Genomic DNA, 17313 nt, shown 5'->3' with positions numbered 1-17313 from the left:
TGTAAGTTCATCAAAGTTTTCATAGCGATTATTCGATATTTTATTCAGAATCATATCTCCGTAAATTATGCACATCAATTGTCCGAATTCCTGGAGCTTGTTTTTGTAACACTATTTCTTTTAGTATTTCTTGGCTAAGGCTTAACACTACTTCCACAATCAGCACAATACATCAGCCCTGTTAGTGAATGGTATTCTCTCCAATCATCAGAATACCTTTTTACATTTCCCCATATTCTTTGGACATTATCAAAGACTTCGTGGATATTTTCAAATATCAGCCGGTTATCTTCAGATACATATTTACTTTTCTTATCTTTGAAATGTTTTCTTGTTTTGAAATTTACGGTATGACCTAAATATTCCTGTTTCTTTTATTCTTTTAAATAGCCTGCTAAATCCAGAAGATATTCTATTTCAGATGATTTATAATCAAACAATGTTAAAAGATCTCTTTCCTTAAGATTTAGCATCTTATCCTCCTAGCTCAAGACCTTCTGTTTCTTTAATACCTAAAACAATATTCATATTCTGAATGGCCGCTCCGCTAGCTCCCTTACCAAGATTATCAAAGCATGCTATAAGCATTATGCGATCACTGTTGCCTGCTACGGTAATATGCATATCATCAAAGCCTCTTCTACTTGTAGCACTAATATACCCATAATCATCAATATGATCAAAATATTTGATGATCGGTCCTTGATAAATCTGCTGATATATTTTTTTAATATCCTCTATTGAGCCATTCAAATCTTTTTTAAATAATGGGATAATCGTTTCCATTCCACTATAATAATTAGAAACAATCGGCATAAAAGATGGCAAATATTTTAAACTACATATTTTTTTCATTTCTAAGAGATGCTTATGAGAAGCATCCAGACTATAAAGTCTAGGTGCCGGATAATGATGATTTTCTTCATAATCATCTATCATCCTTTTTCCTCCTCCGGAATAGCCTGTAATACTTGTCATGCTTAAATGAAGATCTTTATTTATTAATCCTGATTCTATCAAAGGAGCAATTAAAGCAATAAATCCTGTTGCATGACAGCCCGGATTACTAATTCTCTTAGCACATCTGATCTGCTCTCTATATCCTGATAGTTCAGCCATCCCATAAACCCAGCTTGAATGTGTACGATGAGCAGTAGATGTATCAATCACAACCGTATTCTTATTAGTAATAAGGCTAACAGCTTCTTTAGACGCATCATCAGGAAGACATAAGAAAACAATATCTGCACTATTTAATGCTTCTTTTCGCTTATTTAAATCATGCCTATTAACATAAGGGATTTGAATAAGTTCTATATCTTTTCTTTGTGAGAGTCGGTCATGTATTTTTAATCCTGTTGTTCCATGACCGCCATCTATATATACTTTTTTCATAATTTTTTTCTAATCCATTGTATTTGTGTATCTATCGAAGAAATTGATGTTCCTCCTTCAGATATTCTCTTTATTACACAATTTCTAAGGCTGATTGCTTCATAAATATCTTCTTTAATAAGTGCTGAATAAGACTGATACTCCGATAATGATAGTTCTTCTAAGATACAGTCTTTGCTTATACATAAGGCAACCAGCTGTCCGCTTATTTTATAAGCATCTCTAAATGGAACTCCTTTCTTTGTTAGATAATCGGCGACATCTGTCGCATTAATAAAACCTTTTTGAGCTGCATAATGCATATTCTTTTTATTAACTTTCATTGTTTTAATCATAGGAATAAATACTTTTAAACACATCTTGACTGTATCACAGCTATCGAAGATAGGTTCTTTATCTTCCTGCATATCTTTATTATATGCAAGCGGAAGACCCTTCAGGACCGTTAGCAAACTCATCAAATCACCATAAACTCTGCCTGTTTTACCCCTAATTAATTCAGCCATGTCAGGATTTTTCTTTTGTGGCATAATGCTTGAACCTGTCGTATACTGATCATCTGCTTCAATAAACTGAAACTCCCATGATGACCATAGAATAAACTCTTCTGCAAATCTGGAAAGGTGAGTCATGATTAATGATAAGTCACTAAGCATTTCTACCGCAAAATCACGATCACTGACTCCATCCAATGAATTCATAGAAATATCATCAAATCCTAATAAAGCAGCTTCAAAATAACGATCTATATGATAAGTAGTGCCGGCCAAAGCACAGCTTCCAATAGGTGAAACATTCATCCTTTTTTTACTATCTTCGAGCCTTGAAACATCTCTTAAAAGCATCTGAGCATATGCCAGTAAATGGTGAGCAAAGAGAATCGGCTGTGCTCTTTGCAGATGTGTATATCCCGGCATGATTATTTCTTTATGCGCTTCTGATTTATCAGCTAAAACACCAATAAACTCTTTAAGCAGGCTTATAATCTGATCACATTCTTCTTTAAGATACATACGTAAATCTAATGCAACCTGATCATTACGGCTTCTTGCAGTATGAAGCATTTTCCCTTCTTCGCCAATCCGTGAAGTCAGAAGCTGTTCAATAAACATATGAATATCTTCACAGTATTCATCAAATTCTAACTCTCCTAAATCAAGTTCTGATAATATATTTCTTAATTCTTTTTGTATTTTTATACCTGATTCTTTAGGAATAATTTTCTGTTTCATTAGCATAGCTGCATGAGCAATTGAACCTTCTATATCCTGTCTATACATTCTTTTATCAAAATACAGAGATGAATTAAAATCATCCGCTAATGGATCAGTCCGTCCAGTTGTTCTGCCTGTCCACAGTTTTGTCATAATATCTTCCTCTTACTTTTTTGATTGTATCTGTGCATTAATTTTAATTGGCAAGCCATAAAGATTTATAAAGCCTGCACTATCTGTCTGATTATAGTCAGATTCACCAAATGTAGCCAATTCATCTGAATATAATGAGTACTTACTCCAGACACCGGCCTTAATAATATTTCCTTTATAAAGCTTTAGTCTGACTTTACCGGTTACTGTTTCCTGAGTCTTATCGACAAAAGCACTTAATGCTTCTCTTAATGGTGTAAACCATTGCCCATTATAGACAAGTTCACCAAAAGTAATCGCCAGTTCCGCTTTTTTATGGGCTATCATTTTATCTAAGGTAATAGTTTCAAGATATTCATGTGCTTTATAAAGAATCGTTCCACCCGGCGTTTCATAAACTCCTCTACTTTTCATTCCTATCAATCTATTTTCCACAATATCCAAAAGTCCAATGCCATTCTTCCCGCCTAACTCATTAAGCTTTAAAATAATCTCTTTTGCACTCATTGTCTGATTATTTAATGAAACAGGAATACCTTTTATAAATTCCATCTCAATATACTCAGCTATATCCGGAGCCTGTAAAGGAGAAACTCCCATCTCTAGAAAACCTTTTTCCTCATAAAGAGGTTCATTCCCTATGTCTTCCAGATCTAATCCTTCATGTGATAAATGCCATAAATTCTTATCCTTTGAAAAATTTGTTTTTTCATTAATCTTTAATGGGATATGGTGATTTTTCGCATATTCTATTTCTTCTTCTCTTGACTGTATACTCCATTCTCTCCATGGAGCAATAATTAGCATATGTGGAGCAAAATGCTTAATTGCAAGCTCAAATCTTACCTGATCATTTCCTTTTCCTGTACATCCATGACATATCGCATCTGCACCCTCTTTTAATGCAATCTCTACTAATCCTTTAGCAATTAAAGGTCTGGCATGAGCAGTACCTAACAGATATTCTTCATAATAAGCACCCGCTTTCATAGTCGGTATAATATAATCATTTACATATTCTTCAGTCTGATCCAGAATATAAAGCTTTGAAGCACCTGTCTTTAAAGCCTTTTCTTCCAGTCCTTCTAATTCATCATCCTGTCCAACATTGCCACTAACTGCAATAACCTCACAATTATTATATTCTTCTTTAAGCCATGAAATAATAATAGAAGTATCTAGTCCGCCACTATAGGCTAATACTACTTTTTTAATATCCACTTTTTTCATACCATTTCCTCCTTATAAGCAAAAAAGTCGCCTCTATCCAGAGACGACATCACATCGCGGTACCACACTGGTTGTCTTACGACCCCTCTAGTCTTTAACGCAGACATACGATCATCCTACTTAATTTCAGATTCATTTCTCCCAGATGCGTTTCTTCATATTCATTGCCATCGAACTTTCACCATATTCCGACTCGCTACAGGTTAAATATGAATACTCTTCTGTTCTTTGAACTGAATACCAGTTTAATTGATTAAAAAAGAATTGTCAAGTTATTTTTATTAGAATTAGAAATTCATTAAATATTTTTATGATTATTACAAAAAATAAAACTGTGATTGAATCAAATTCTTAAATCTATCTAAAAGCTAATCATTCGCAATAATAATCAGATAAGTATCTTTATTGATAGCAGGTATACTCTTAACCTTTAGATTCAAACAGTATTTACCATCTTCTCTCTGCCTGTAGTCAAGCAAAATACCACAATTAACGCTTTCATTAACTGCTTTTTGAACAGTATAGAAAGAAACACCTTCTTCAAGTTTTAAGAATTCAGAAGCTCCTCCCATATAGAACTCTGATTCTCTATCATTAAGTAGCTCCTGAAAGATCACCCCCTCAATTCTCTAATCTGAGTAAGAATCAGGTTGATTAGATTACTGCACATCACAAAATTATCTATATCAGAGATTTTGGCATGCTACTGATTCTGAATAGTTTCCCTCTCTGAAGTAATCTTATACTCATCTATAATCTGGTAGAATAGAAATATTTCCTAAATATAGTAATAAAAGCAAAGTCTGTGAATCATCATCTTCCTTACTAAGTGTTTCATCGCTTAAAACAATAATAATATCAGGTTAGATTTCATGAACAAATCTAGCAATAATATTTTTTATTACTCTAACTTATATATCTCCATAGTCTTAATCTTCTGTTAGAAGCATTATAAACTAATATAATTAGGAAATGGCTCTTCTTTGAGAATACTCCACATTTTATCTATATAAGATAAAGTATAAAAATTCTCATAATAATGATAATAAAAAGCACCTTTTAATGTCATTTTGTAAACATTATTTTCTTTTGTAAGTAAGTTCATTTTTTTTGCCAGATAAAATTCCAGTCCATATACTTTTTTTAATGAAACATTGAAGATTTCTTCAAAAGACTGACTATCTATTTCAGTACTATATAATGTCCAGAAAAGATAATAGATCATTCTTTGTCTTTTTGTAAAATACATAGTAAGTGAGGTAGGAATAGTCTGTTTGTTTATTCTTTGAATATAAGAAGGTATATCAAAAGTATTAATTTTAAAACTATCTTTTAAAAGAGTAGCTGCTGATACACCAAATCCAAGAAAATAATCTCTTGTCATTGAAGAATAAGATGCTTTCTCTTTTGAGAATGTCCAGATAGACTGTCTTTGATATCCTTTATTCTGGCAATAATGAGTAATATCATCCAATAATTTTCTTTTCTCTTTTTTACGCATAACAGGGATACTGCTTTTAGTAAAAGTAAAGTCTATAAAAGGATAAATTGCGATATGATTCGCTCCTATTGAAAAAGCTTTTTCTATATCATTAACTAAATCATCAAAAGTCTGATGAGGCAAAGCAAAGATAAAATCCATTGATACTGTTTCAAAAGAAACAGTATCTAAAGCTTTTTTCATTGCTTGATCTAATATATTTCTTCTTCCTAAAATATGCTGAAACTTACTTTGAAAAGACTGGATCCCAATACTGATCTTAGTAACTCCGGCTTCTTTAAGTCTAGCTAGTGTTTCAATTGTCACATTATCAGGATGCAATTCGAGTCCTATGCCTTGAGTAATAATAAAATATGAATTTACTACTTCCATAATTCTTTTTAAATCTTTATCTGCTAAAGCAGGAGTTCCTCCGCCAAAATAAAGACTGGTTACCTCTTTTTTATCAGGATACTGTGATCCTATCATATGAATTTCTTTGATAAGTGCTTCTATGTAATCCTGATAGACATCTTCTTTATAAAGAACCTTACAGTAAGGACAGAAACTGCATATCTGTTTACAGAACGGAATATGTATATAGAGTCCTAACTGATCACATTCCTGATAAGAAAGAAAAGTATCATAATGCTTTGTAAAGGTAAATGACTTAAAAGAACGAGTCACCCACATTCTAGTAAGAGTTGTTAGTAAGCTCATAGAAAGACCCTCCTTTTATAAGATTATTTTAATAATTCAAAATGACTAAAGTAATTTCATATAATCCTCATAACCTTCTTCTTTCATTTTTTCATAAGGAATAAAGCGTAATGCTGCACTATTCATGCAATACCTCAATCCTCCTTTATCTTTCGGTCCATCATTAAAAACATGTCCTAAATGACTATCTCCGATACTGCTTCTTACTTCTATTCTATTCATATGATAACTCTTATCTTCTTTATAAACTACTGACTTATCTATTGGCTTAGAGAAACTAGGCCATCCACATCCTGAAGCAAATTTATCATGTGAAAGAAATAATGGTTCTCCGGTTGTAATATCAACATATATGCCTTTTTCAAAGAAATCATTATATCTATTATCAAATGGCTTTTCTGTTTTATTATTTTGAGTCACTTGATAAGATAAATCAGAAAGTTCTTCTTTAAGCTCTTTTTTGCTTTTTTTATAATATTTATTCATCTAATGGTTCTCTTACTCTCGTTAAATCAATATGACAATACCCTTGAGGATTCTTTTCCAAATAATTTTGATGATATTCTTCTGCAGTTATATAATTCTTTAATGGTTTTACCTCAATCACAATTGGCTTACTATAAAGTAAAGATTCTTTATCTAATCTTTCATTAATAATATTTTCATCATCCTGATCAATAAAATAAATACCTGTTCGATATTGTCTTCCTTTATCCGCTCCCTGCTTATTAATACTTGTTGGATCAACAACTCTTAAGTAATAGCCTAATAAGTCTTTTAATGAAACTAGGGAATCATCATAAATAACTTTAACTGTTTCTGCATGATCTGTTTCTTTAACATGACTATAATCTGTAAAATCAGTCTTTCCATTCGCATATCCGCTTTCTGTATATAAAACACCTTTTATCTGTCTTAAATAAGCATCAAGACCCCAAAAGCAGCCTCCTGCCATATATATTATTTTTTCTTTCATCCTATTCTCCTTTTTATTAAATCATATCAGTTTTCATATTGGTTGAATATTATGTATAAACTAATCTTTATAGTAATGATCCGGATCACATTCTTCAAATTCAAATATCTGTTTATCTACATTATAGTTTAAAGCATAATAATGTCCTGAATAAACCTGTATTTCTATCTTTAACGGATGTTTAAAAGATACTTCCTTTCTATTCTCCCTCCAGTAAGCATTCACTTCCAATATATGATTACCGGCATCTACATAATAAGCAGGCATTCCTATTTTATATAGCTTATGACGACATTTTTTGCCATCAATTGTCTTAATTCCATTCATATAAGAATATCCTGAAGCATGCCGGTTTTTAATGAAAATAATCGCTTGTATTTCTTCACTTCCTGATTTCTTTTTAAATAACCCCATAGCTATCTCCTTTCCTGCTCATCTTTTCTCTAAAAATCAATGTCTATACTAACATTCCATATCCTAATGTAATCTAGTGTTACAAATAAAACAATCAGCTCTTCTTTAATATTAACTTTAAAATCATGATCCTGAAAGTTTCCTCTTAGATACAATAAATAGAAATCTGAATAGATCTCTATACTTTTTTTAAAGAAAACTTCGCATTAATATATATAATTCTGCCATCATCAAAAGTAACTGTAAACTTAAGAAGAAATGAAATTATTTTCTTATTTATAGTAAAAAAAATGAGTGCTATTGATTTTTGAAACATGAACTGTATTCCCTATAAGTTTAAAATCTTAATCCACTTGATAATGCGGTATTCCATTATTATCTATAATTTGATAATGATCAGTTATTTTAAAAACTTTTTGTTTTATATAATTGATACATAAGCTTTCCTTTCATTAATAATTTTATTTATTATAAAATAAATTCGTCTTTTTTCCATAACTTAAAACTATGATAAATATAAGTATAAACTATTAGGCCTTTTAAAAACATCTTTTATACTTTTAGTGTAAGGAGGAAATATATATAGAGTGTTTTATATTTCTATCAGCTTGATGTCTCCTGATCTTAATAGTAAAGGCTGATGATAAAATACGGTAAAGGATATATTTAAAGAATGTTTACCAATATTAAGAAGATAAACTTTACCGTAGTTATTATCCCATTCATAAAACTGTACAGCATATAATGTAGGAATAAAAGCAAATTCAGTTTGAGTACCAATATGTAATGCATCGTCAAACATCCCTAATGAAACATTAGATTCTCTTGTATAAAAAATATAATCATGATCTTTATATATAAAAGAATTAAAATGATACTGTGTATCATCAAAGACTAATATACAAGCTTTTTCTTCATCTTTGATATATTGTAATAAATATTGTGTTCTTTCTTCTTTGTAAGTATTAATAGCTTCTTTTATTTTCTGATAAAGTATCTGATTATCTAAAAGATCTTTAAGATCTTCTCGATGATCTTTATAAGAACATTTATATTGAGAATTCTTAGTATAAGCAATCAGATAATCTTGATATTCTTCTATTTTATCCAGTTTACTTGTATGAATAAGATGCCCCTGATTAAATCTGGGATTATTATAAACATCTCCATAAGCTATTAGATATCCCTTATAATGAGAGATATACCAGTTTTTTAAATGATACATATAAATTCCCTTAAATCATATTATTTTAATGGACGATAAATACGTACATCTGTTCCTCTGATTGTTTTAGAAGAGCTTGTTCCAGGTTCAAGCTCTTGCTGTGCCTGCTTGAACATATACATTTTTGCATCAATATTATCAATATAAGATAAAAGCATGGCTTCAGGTATTTTAGGAAGAACAATAGCTCCATATTCTAGCTTACCATGGTGTGAAGCAATCATATGTTTTAATAATTCTACTCTTTCTTCATCATAAGTGTGATTATGTTTCCAGTTTTCTTCTTCTACCATCATCATACCAACAGAGAGATGTGTTTCCAAATTTCCTGTTCTTGTATATTCAATTTCACATAACGATGTTGTATTCATTTCTTTCAATTTACCAATATCATGTAAAGCAGTACCGGTGATTAAAAGCTCAGCATCTAAATCATAAATATCAAGATAGGAAACTGCTGCCTTTAGCATAGTAAGAGTATGATATAATAATCCTCCTATAATATTATGATGCATAGAATAAGCTGCAGCCGCAATTAAAAGATCATCCTTATAATTCCGGTAAATAGAAAGAGCAATCTCACTGATACTATTTTCAATAGGATTAGGTGCATATTTTTTTATAATACTGATAATTTCATCATACATCTGAATACTTTCAAAAGGTGCATGAGGAATAAAATCAGATACTTTTGCCTCTTTTGATGACGATAGATGTTGAAGATTTAAATAGCCTTTTTTAGTTTTATAAAGTGTAACTCTTTTTACAGTTACATTAAGACTGCGATATTTATCATCAGCAAGAAGAAGATTAAAAACATTTTCATTTGTTTTATCTTTAAATAAATTAACATCTGTTTCTTTTTCTCCATCCATTAGTGTAAACTTTAAATAAGTACCATTAACACCATTTTGAGCTTCTACATTTCTAATGAGACAGTCCATCTGAACTGTCTCATATTCCTTTATTTCTTTAAAATACTTTACTTGTCTTATTTCATCCATAATAATAACCTCTTCTTAACTTTATCAAATTATTGATACAAAAGCAAAAAAGACTGCTTAAAGAACAAACAAAAAAACCTCCTTACAATAAAGTAAAGAGGTCATATATTCTATTTTGGTAAGAAAACAAAGTAAACTGTAAATAATATAACTAAAGACCATACAATTGGTCCAATATCTTTTCTTCTTCCTGAAGCAACCATAGTAATTGCATAAGCCATAAATCCTAATGCAATACCATTAGAAATAGAGTAGCCAAGAATCATAAAGATAATAGTAACAAAAGCACTTGTTGCATAAACAATATTATCCCAGTCAATACCTCTCATCTGCTGTGCCATCATGATTCCCACAACAACCAAAGCAGGAGCTGTAACTGCATAAGTAATAGACGTTAATAATGGTGAGAAGAAAGCTGATAATAAGAATAGTACACCTGTTGTAACTGCTGTTAAGCCAGTTCTTCCACCTACGCCAACACCTGAAGCAGATTCAACAAATGAAGTAATTGTAGATGTTCCTATCATTGAGCCAAAGACAGTTCCTCCGGCATCTGCCAGCAAGGCTTTTTCTACATCCTTTAATTCTCCATTTTCATTCATTAACTTTGTTTTGCCGGCAACTGCCACTAAAGTACCTGCTGTATCAAAGAAATCAACAAACAATAGTGAGAATATCGCAAGCCAACAATTTGGATGTGAAAATAATTCTCCAAATCCGGAAGCAAAAGCTCCAAATAATGACGTATCAAACTGAGTTGAAATAATAGCAGCCGGAAGTTGTGGTAATTCTTTATTACCGGTTATAATACCGGCAATAATACCTACAACAGCAGTAATTAATAAGCCAAAAAAGACAGCTGCCGGAACTTTTTTAGCCCATAGGATTAAAGTAACTGCAATTCCAAATAAAGCAAGTATAACTACCGGATTAGTAAATTTTCCAATTGTTACTAAAGTAGCTTCACTGGCTACAATGATTCCTGCATTCTTTAAGCCAACTAAAGCTACAAAGAAGCCAATCCCTGCACCGATTGCAAGTTTTAACTGAGATGGAATAGCATTAATAATCATCTTACGAATGTTTGTAACTGTAATAAGAATAAAAATCATACCGGAAACAAACACACATGCTAATGCTCCCTGATAGCTTAAACCCATCTGTCCACAGATTGTATATGCGAATAAAGCATTAACACCCATACCGGCAGATAAGGCAATAGGATAATTAGCAAGCACACCCATTAAAATTGAAGTCAGACCGGAAGCAATTGCTGTTGCCAGAAAGACTCCGGATTTTGGCATTTTAGCAGCACTTAAAATCAATGGATTGAGTGCTAAAATATAAGCCATTGCTAAGAAAGTTGTAAGACCGGCAAGTAATTCAGTCTTTACTGTAGTCTCATTCTCCTTAAGCTTAAACAAGTTTTCTAACATTTAAATTTTCCCCCTTATTTAAATATGAAAAACAAGGTTATTATACACAATAGAATTTACAAAAACAACTAGTAGATAAACAAAAAAGACCCATATAACAGGTCTTTTTTCTATTTAGTAAGATTATCCCATTTTTCTACATCTTCAGTACGTGCAGCAACAACAAAATGATCATCAATACTGACTACATAATCCGCAGAAAAATTCATATTCATCTTATTACTTGATTCACGACTTATTCCAATAACATTCATACCATAACGTCTTCTTAAATCTAAGTCCTTTAAGCTTCTGGACACCCATGAAGCTTTTGCTTTTATTTCAACAATTGAATATTCATCATCTAGTTCAACCAAATCAACAATATTTCTTCTTAGCAGACTCTTAGAAACTTTATAAGCCATCTCTTTTTCAACATTAATGACCCTTGTTGCTCCAACCTTTTCTAAAATCATCTTCTTACGTTTTGTACGTGCTTCTACCAGTACATTCTCAACACCTGCTTCTTTAAGAATCATCGTTGCGAGTACTGACTCTTCAAATTTTTTTGAAATAGCAACAACGGCCGTATCGAAATCATTGATTCCAAGTTCTAATAGCTGATCTTTATCTGTCACATCAGCAACAACAGCTCTTGTAACATTATCAGCTACCCTTTCTACACATACCGGATCAATATCAATCGCTAATACTTCCACTCCATAATTCTCCAATGTTTCAGCTAATGTTGAGCCAAATACACTTAGTCCTAAAATAGCTATCTGCTTGCTTGCCATAATTTATCCCACAATGACATCCTCATCAGGATATCTAATTCCTTTCTCTTTTATATGTGCCTGTCTTGTAAACAGGATCATCAATGTAACAGGTCCAATTCTTCCTGCATACATCAGAATAATATCAATAACTTTTCCGAAAAAATTCAAGGCTGGTGTAACATCAGCACTTAGTCCTACCGTTCCAAAAGCCGAAAATACCTCTAACATAATATTTAATACATCAAGTTTAGGTTCTATCGCAACTAATATCATAATAGATATCAAACACAAAATCAGACCTATTGAAACAATAGAAAAAGCTTTCAAGAATATCCTCTTTTTGATACGTCTTCTAAAAACACTTGTCTCTTCCTGTCCTTTAAAAACACTCTTTAACATTAATATCACTAAAGCAATCGTTACAGTTTTTACACCGCCGGCTGTAGATGCCGGTGAACCGCCGATAAACATAAAAATACACATGACCGTTTTTGTAATCCTGTTAAGATTAAACATCGAGACAGTTGCAAAGCCGGCAGTCCTGGTTGTGACCGATTGGAAAAACGACACTGCTAATTTATTCGGTATACTCAGCGCTCCTATAGTTTTCACATTATTAAATTCCAAAGCAATAAATAATATCGTTCCGCTGGCTAACAGGATTGCCGTCATACTCAAGGCAAGTTTAGAATGTACTGCTAAAGATTTAATATACCTTTTTAAATGAAAGTCATCATGTCTGCTCTTTTCTTTTTTAAACTTATCATACATATCCAATATGACAATAAAACCAATACCACCTGTGATAATTAAAAAGGGAATAATAAAATTAATAATCGGATGAGTAGCATAATCAATAAAACTGTTTCCGCCAATTAAATCAAAGCCCGCATTACAAAAGCCGCTAATTGAGTGCCACAAGCCATAATAAATTCCCTTTACAAAGCCATACTTAGGAACAAAAAAGAATGAAAGAACAATCATTCCGAAAGATTCAATAAATGCGGTATAATAAAATATAGTTTTTAACAGCCTTGGCAGATTAGATAAGCTGTCCTGATTCAATGCTTCTGTAAATACCAGTTTTGTCTGTAACTTGATTGTCCTTCGGGCAGCATTTAAAAATAAATACAGAAAAGATAAAAAACCAAGACCGCCAAACTGAATCAGAACCATCATTATTAATTGACCAAAAAGATTATATTGATCAACGACAGTAAATGGTGTTAAGCCGGTAACACAGACACAGCTTGTAGCAATAAATAAATTATCTATATATGTCCTTGGCACTGTCTTATTTGCAATGGGCAGGCTCAATAAAATACTCCCTACAAAAATCATCATTGCAAAAGATAGTGCTATCTTCTGAGTAGCCGATAAATGAATTTTTCTCTTATGTCTAATTAACTGATTATCCATAACATCATATTTCCTCTTTGAAGTATTATACCATTACTTCCTAAAGGTGCAATATTCTTTTGAGAATTTTATCAAACGTGTTAAACTATATAATAGTGAGGTATCCATTATGAACAAATACGAGCAGCATGGTATTAACTATCAGGAAGCAATGAATCGTTTTTTTCAGGATGAAGATTTATATGTTTCATTCTTAAAAAAATTTCCTAATGATCCATCTTATAATGAATTAATTCATGCATTAAACAAGCATGATTTTGTTCATGCTTTTGAAGCAGCTCATAAATTAAAAGGAGTGACAGGCAATTTATCACTAAAAACACTTTACTCTAATGTCTGCATTCTTGTTGAAGAATTACGTTGTCAAAACAATACTGATTATGACCGGCTAATGAAACCTATCACATCCTCTTATCTAAAAATAATAGATTTTATTCACACCCTTTAATGCTCCAGTCTTCTAATACATAAAAGACTAAACAATACCAGTATACCCATAGACATCATTTCCAATGAAAGCCTATCACCGGTTTGCACTGGTGTTTTTTTCTTATTAATTATATCTATAGATTGCTGTTTAAACTGATCATTAATAACTATCTTCCTCACATCCTTACTGATTTGATAACCTTCCGGTGCTTTTAGTTCCTTAATATAGTATGTTCCATATTTCAGTTTTTTAAAAATAACTTCACCGGTTTTAAGATTGCCATGCGCAAAAGCCAACAGATGACGACAATCTTTGTCAGTATATAGTCCAAAAATAAAATCTTTGTTTAAGATAGTCCGATGATGACTGTCCTTTTTAACAAGGATAATATCTTTATATGCGTAATCATCTATCATATCTATCCGGATATTCTTATCTTTTAATGTAAAAACAATGTCCTCAGCTTTCTTATATCCGAACGGTGCATATTCTTCATGAAGAATATAATCAGCCTTCTCTAAACCCTCTAACACCTGTTCTCTTCCTGTAGAAATCCATTCTTTTACTTTAAGATCGTAACGATCTAGAACATGATTATGATTCTGATCCTTATAAAGAATCATTTTCGCTCCTTTTATCCCTTGTCCTCCGGTATCTTTTTTAGATATTCTCAAGACTGTAGGATAATTTACAAGAGTTTTTGAGACATCATAAATATGTTTTTGGTGGGAAAATGATACTGTTATATCCTGACTATTTACTTTCAAATGACTATCTGTACTAATCTCCTTTAAAATATATTCTCCTACCCAAAGATTATCTACATCAGCCTGATACTGCTTGTTTAAAGTAAAATAATCTTTTCCTTCTAATGAAGGTCGGTTATCTTTAAAGCGAATCCTCTCTCCTTTATGATAAACAATTGAGCCATCTTGTCTGATAATATCCTTTGCAGCTATCAGCTGGAAATGAATCTGCCTATAATCAATATATATATTATCTATCAAAGGAATACTTTTTTTAATATGAAGATGTCCTTTTCGCGGCTTGTTTGCTGTCTGTTGAGAATCAAGATAAGTTACCTTGTCGGCTTCTATGAACACTTTCATAATATCACTTTTCAACATATATCCTAATGGAGCCTCTAACTCCTTTACATAGTAAACACCGGCTTTTAGTTCCTGCGACTTTCCATACCCGTGCTGATCAGTCTTTATTTCTCCTATCTTTCCGGTACATTTGCTGTCCTGATAAATTCCCCATCGGCTGGGAGAAGAAATTATTTTATGTGTCTCGCTATCTTTTTTGGTAATTGCTAAAAAACCTTTAGAAGCTGTAAATTCAGCCTGTAAAAAAGCTGAATGCTTATGATCCTCAATCCATCCCTTACTATAAGCAAAATTCTGCTGCTTCTTATCCCTATTAACAAATAAAAGACTTTGATAAGTCCTGCCGGTCTTAATATCCTTTAAATGCACCTTCCCTTCATAATCAAGAGGAGCATTTAATGTAAACTTATCTCCGCCTTTTATTAAAACCTGCTGTCCTCTCTCCTTTGATGTCAAATTATTAATAGTAATGTTTCTTGGCACACTTAACGTATAATGAATATCAGAAGATCCGGTAACCGTAATAACCTCTGTTATCTGCTGATTATTCTTTTTAACAGTCTTAGGATAATGCTTATCAAAATCTAAAAAAGCATCATTAATATCCGGCTGTTTCAAAATCCAGCTGTAAAAATCCTTAGTCAGATACCATGAACGATAATTCTTTCCCTGATGATTAAAAACATTATCTAAAGCTAAAGATGTTATATTTCTCCTAACATCATTATTAGTCACATTCTTTTCTTTCCAGTACTTATCACTCACTCCATCATATCCATAATATAAGATTTTTCTTACTATGGCATTATCATAAACACTTGCTGAACCATCGCCGGTTTTAGGTATTCCTTTCTCATGATCAACACAAAAAGCAGTTCGTCCATTAATAGTGACAATAGGTGTCCTGGAAATAACACCTGTTTTTGGATTCTTAGCTTCAGAAACACCATGAACAACATATCCTGATGATGCAAAAGCATTTAGACAACTCTGGCAAGCAATCATTCCAAAAATAAAAAAGCATACTTTTATTTTGTTTAACAAATTTCTCTTTAACACTTTCATCCCTCTCTTTCTTATCTATTTTATAAAAGACTGCCGGCGGAGACCTGCCGGATTTTCTTTTATGTTTTTTAGACATTACTTATCTCTCCATAAAAGGGAATAATCAAACTTATTTTTTCATTCTTCCCATACTTTCTGATTTCACATTTCAAACAATTATGAATATCTAATAGAAAATATTCATGTTTCTCATTAATAATATTTATAAATATTATATTTAATCTTCCTATTATTTCATTCATCTGATGATTGTCTGATAATGATGAATCAAAACCGATCATAAATAGTGATAGCAGTAACATAATAATAACTTTTTTCATATACACTCCTTTATTTTTATCCTCTACTATACTATTCTCAAAAAAACAAATAATTTCTCACGTAAAATAAAAAAAGAAGGGTTTCCCCTTCTTCTTTCTTAGCCAATTTTACTGGCAGTATAATTATTATTTGTTAGTGCCTTTTCAATCTGTGAGGCATCAGTGATTGACTGATATGTAGAACTATCATAAAGTCTTATAACTGATGCATACTTTGAAGCTGTCTTGTAGCCTGAATTTACCCCATTAAACGTAACAGAATAGTAATAATTAAAAACCGTATTTGTTGTTTTTGAAGTTACTGCAACTTTATAGACATAAACCACTCTATCTTGATAAATAGATGAAGCTGAAGCTGTGGACCTTTGGAACCATACTGATTCAAATGTAGACTTGTAATCAAAAACTGTACCGCTTGTAAATGTACCATTGATTTTCTGATCAGCTATTGTTCTATAACTTGTAACCAAATCCTGTGGAACATCTTTAGCACTTGCAAAACGAGTTAGAAGATCTTTTACTTCAACAGTTTTTTCAGAGCTTGTTATTTTTAATCCTAATTTGTTAGCCTGATCTTTATCATAAATAACAGTTACTTTAATCTTGTCACCATTACTCAGACCGCTTTGCTTATCATAAGTATACCTTAATGAACTTACAAATGAATATAATTTTGAATCACTCTTATCATAATCAATGTTGTTAGTAATACCAATTATTCTGCCTTGACCGGATTCACCGAAAAATTTCAATGTTATATTCTTAGCTAAATCAATTTTAGTACCACCAAAGAAATAACCATATGCTTTATATGCTCCAAACAGTAATGCTGCAACAAGCAACACAATTACAACAACTTTAACTGTCTTGTTATTCTTATGACCGACAGCTAGACTGTTAGTACCGCTGTTAAAGCTTCCTTGAGATGAAGCATTAAAACCGCCTGCATTCGCATTGAAGTCTCC

General features: G+C 31.8%; 17 protein-coding genes and 1 other annotated feature. Of the genes, 1 reads left to right on the top strand and 16 read right to left on the bottom strand.

The window, feature by feature from the left end; translation table 11 throughout:
* Positions 1 to 474: 474 nt before the first annotated feature.
* The 13 genes from argC to HMPREF9943_RS02520 all read right to left on the bottom strand — a co-directional run bounded on the left by argC (position 475) and on the right by HMPREF9943_RS02520 (position 13424).
* Positions 475 to 1395, bottom strand: coding sequence for an N-acetyl-gamma-glutamyl-phosphate reductase (gene argC, locus HMPREF9943_RS02580; RefSeq protein ID WP_004801714.1), 921 nt, complete (start codon positions 1393 to 1395; stop codon positions 475 to 477).
* Positions 1392 to 2762, bottom strand: a complete 1371-nt coding sequence (gene argH / locus HMPREF9943_RS02575; RefSeq protein ID WP_004801713.1) for an argininosuccinate lyase — start codon at positions 2760 to 2762, stop codon at positions 1392 to 1394. The genes argC and argH overlap by 4 nt, the downstream gene beginning before the upstream one ends.
* 12 nt (positions 2763 to 2774) lie before the next feature.
* A complete protein-coding gene (locus HMPREF9943_RS02570; protein WP_004801712.1) occupies positions 2775 to 3992 on the bottom strand; it encodes an argininosuccinate synthase in 1218 nt (405 codons plus the stop codon).
* 36 nt (positions 3993 to 4028) lie between these two features.
* Positions 4029 to 4230: a binding site (T-box leader), on the bottom strand.
* A 130-nt stretch (positions 4231 to 4360) separates the two neighbouring features.
* Positions 4361 to 4609, bottom strand: coding sequence for a hypothetical protein (locus HMPREF9943_RS02565; protein ID WP_155957270.1), 249 nt, complete (start codon positions 4607 to 4609; stop codon positions 4361 to 4363).
* A gap of 332 nt (positions 4610 to 4941) precedes the next feature.
* On the bottom strand, positions 4942 to 6192 hold the full coding sequence (locus HMPREF9943_RS02560) for a coproporphyrinogen-III oxidase family protein (RefSeq protein ID WP_004801710.1): 1251 nt from the start codon (positions 6190 to 6192) through the stop codon (positions 4942 to 4944).
* A 45-nt stretch (positions 6193 to 6237) separates the two neighbouring features.
* On the bottom strand, positions 6238 to 6678 hold the full coding sequence (msrB, locus tag HMPREF9943_RS02555; protein WP_004801709.1) for a peptide-methionine (R)-S-oxide reductase MsrB: 441 nt from the start codon (positions 6676 to 6678) through the stop codon (positions 6238 to 6240).
* Positions 6671 to 7168: a peptide-methionine (S)-S-oxide reductase MsrA gene (gene msrA / locus HMPREF9943_RS02550; RefSeq protein WP_004801708.1), complete on the bottom strand. Its 498-nt coding sequence runs from the start codon at positions 7166 to 7168 to the stop codon at positions 6671 to 6673. Before msrA ends, msrB begins: the two co-directional genes overlap by 8 nt.
* Positions 7169 to 7228: 60 nt before the next feature.
* A complete protein-coding gene (locus HMPREF9943_RS02545) occupies positions 7229 to 7582 on the bottom strand; it encodes a hypothetical protein (protein ID WP_004801707.1) in 354 nt (117 codons plus the stop codon).
* Positions 7583 to 8174: 592 nt separating this feature from the next.
* Entirely contained in the window at positions 8175 to 8807 is a 633-nt protein-coding gene (locus HMPREF9943_RS02540; RefSeq protein ID WP_004801706.1) for a hypothetical protein, read from the bottom strand.
* A gap of 20 nt (positions 8808 to 8827) precedes the next feature.
* Positions 8828 to 9811, bottom strand: a complete 984-nt coding sequence (locus tag HMPREF9943_RS09660; RefSeq protein ID WP_004801705.1) for an HD domain-containing protein — start codon at positions 9809 to 9811, stop codon at positions 8828 to 8830.
* Between the two features lie 110 nt (positions 9812 to 9921).
* On the bottom strand, positions 9922 to 11247 hold the full coding sequence (locus HMPREF9943_RS02530) for an NCS2 family permease (protein WP_004801704.1): 1326 nt from the start codon (positions 11245 to 11247) through the stop codon (positions 9922 to 9924).
* A gap of 110 nt (positions 11248 to 11357) precedes the next feature.
* Positions 11358 to 12023: a potassium channel family protein gene (locus tag HMPREF9943_RS02525; protein WP_004801703.1), complete on the bottom strand. Its 666-nt coding sequence runs from the start codon at positions 12021 to 12023 to the stop codon at positions 11358 to 11360.
* Positions 12024 to 12026: 3 nt separating this feature from the next.
* Positions 12027 to 13424 carry a TrkH family potassium uptake protein gene (locus HMPREF9943_RS02520; RefSeq protein ID WP_004801702.1) on the bottom strand — a complete coding sequence of 466 codons (1398 nt, stop codon included), beginning with the start codon at positions 13422 to 13424 and terminating at the stop codon, positions 12027 to 12029.
* 109 nt (positions 13425 to 13533) lie between these two features.
* Between HMPREF9943_RS02520 and HMPREF9943_RS02515 the strand changes: the two genes are divergently transcribed.
* Complete coding sequence (locus tag HMPREF9943_RS02515) at positions 13534 to 13872, top strand: Hpt domain-containing protein (RefSeq protein WP_004801701.1); 339 nt, start codon at positions 13534 to 13536, stop codon at positions 13870 to 13872.
* Here HMPREF9943_RS02515 and HMPREF9943_RS02510 read toward each other — a convergent pair.
* From HMPREF9943_RS02510 to HMPREF9943_RS10170, 3 genes are all read right to left on the bottom strand, one after another.
* Positions 13869 to 16022, bottom strand: a complete 2154-nt coding sequence (locus HMPREF9943_RS02510) for an MSCRAMM family protein (RefSeq protein ID WP_004801700.1) — start codon at positions 16020 to 16022, stop codon at positions 13869 to 13871. The two genes, HMPREF9943_RS02515 and HMPREF9943_RS02510, sit on opposite strands and share 4 nt — an antisense overlap.
* Before the next feature lie 74 nt (positions 16023 to 16096).
* A complete protein-coding gene (locus tag HMPREF9943_RS02505) occupies positions 16097 to 16348 on the bottom strand; it encodes a hypothetical protein (RefSeq protein ID WP_004801699.1) in 252 nt (83 codons plus the stop codon).
* Positions 16349 to 16446: 98 nt separating this feature from the next.
* Positions 16447 to 17313, bottom strand: an 867-nt coding sequence (locus HMPREF9943_RS10170) for a hypothetical protein (RefSeq protein WP_004801698.1), incomplete at its 5' end; no start/stop codon positions are given.

The organism is Eggerthia catenaformis OT 569 = DSM 20559 (assembly GCF_000340375.1).
Taxonomy (GTDB): Bacteria; Bacillota_I; Bacilli_A; order Erysipelotrichales; family Coprobacillaceae; genus Eggerthia; species Eggerthia catenaformis.
This window is presented reverse-complemented; position numbering and strand designations above follow the sequence as displayed.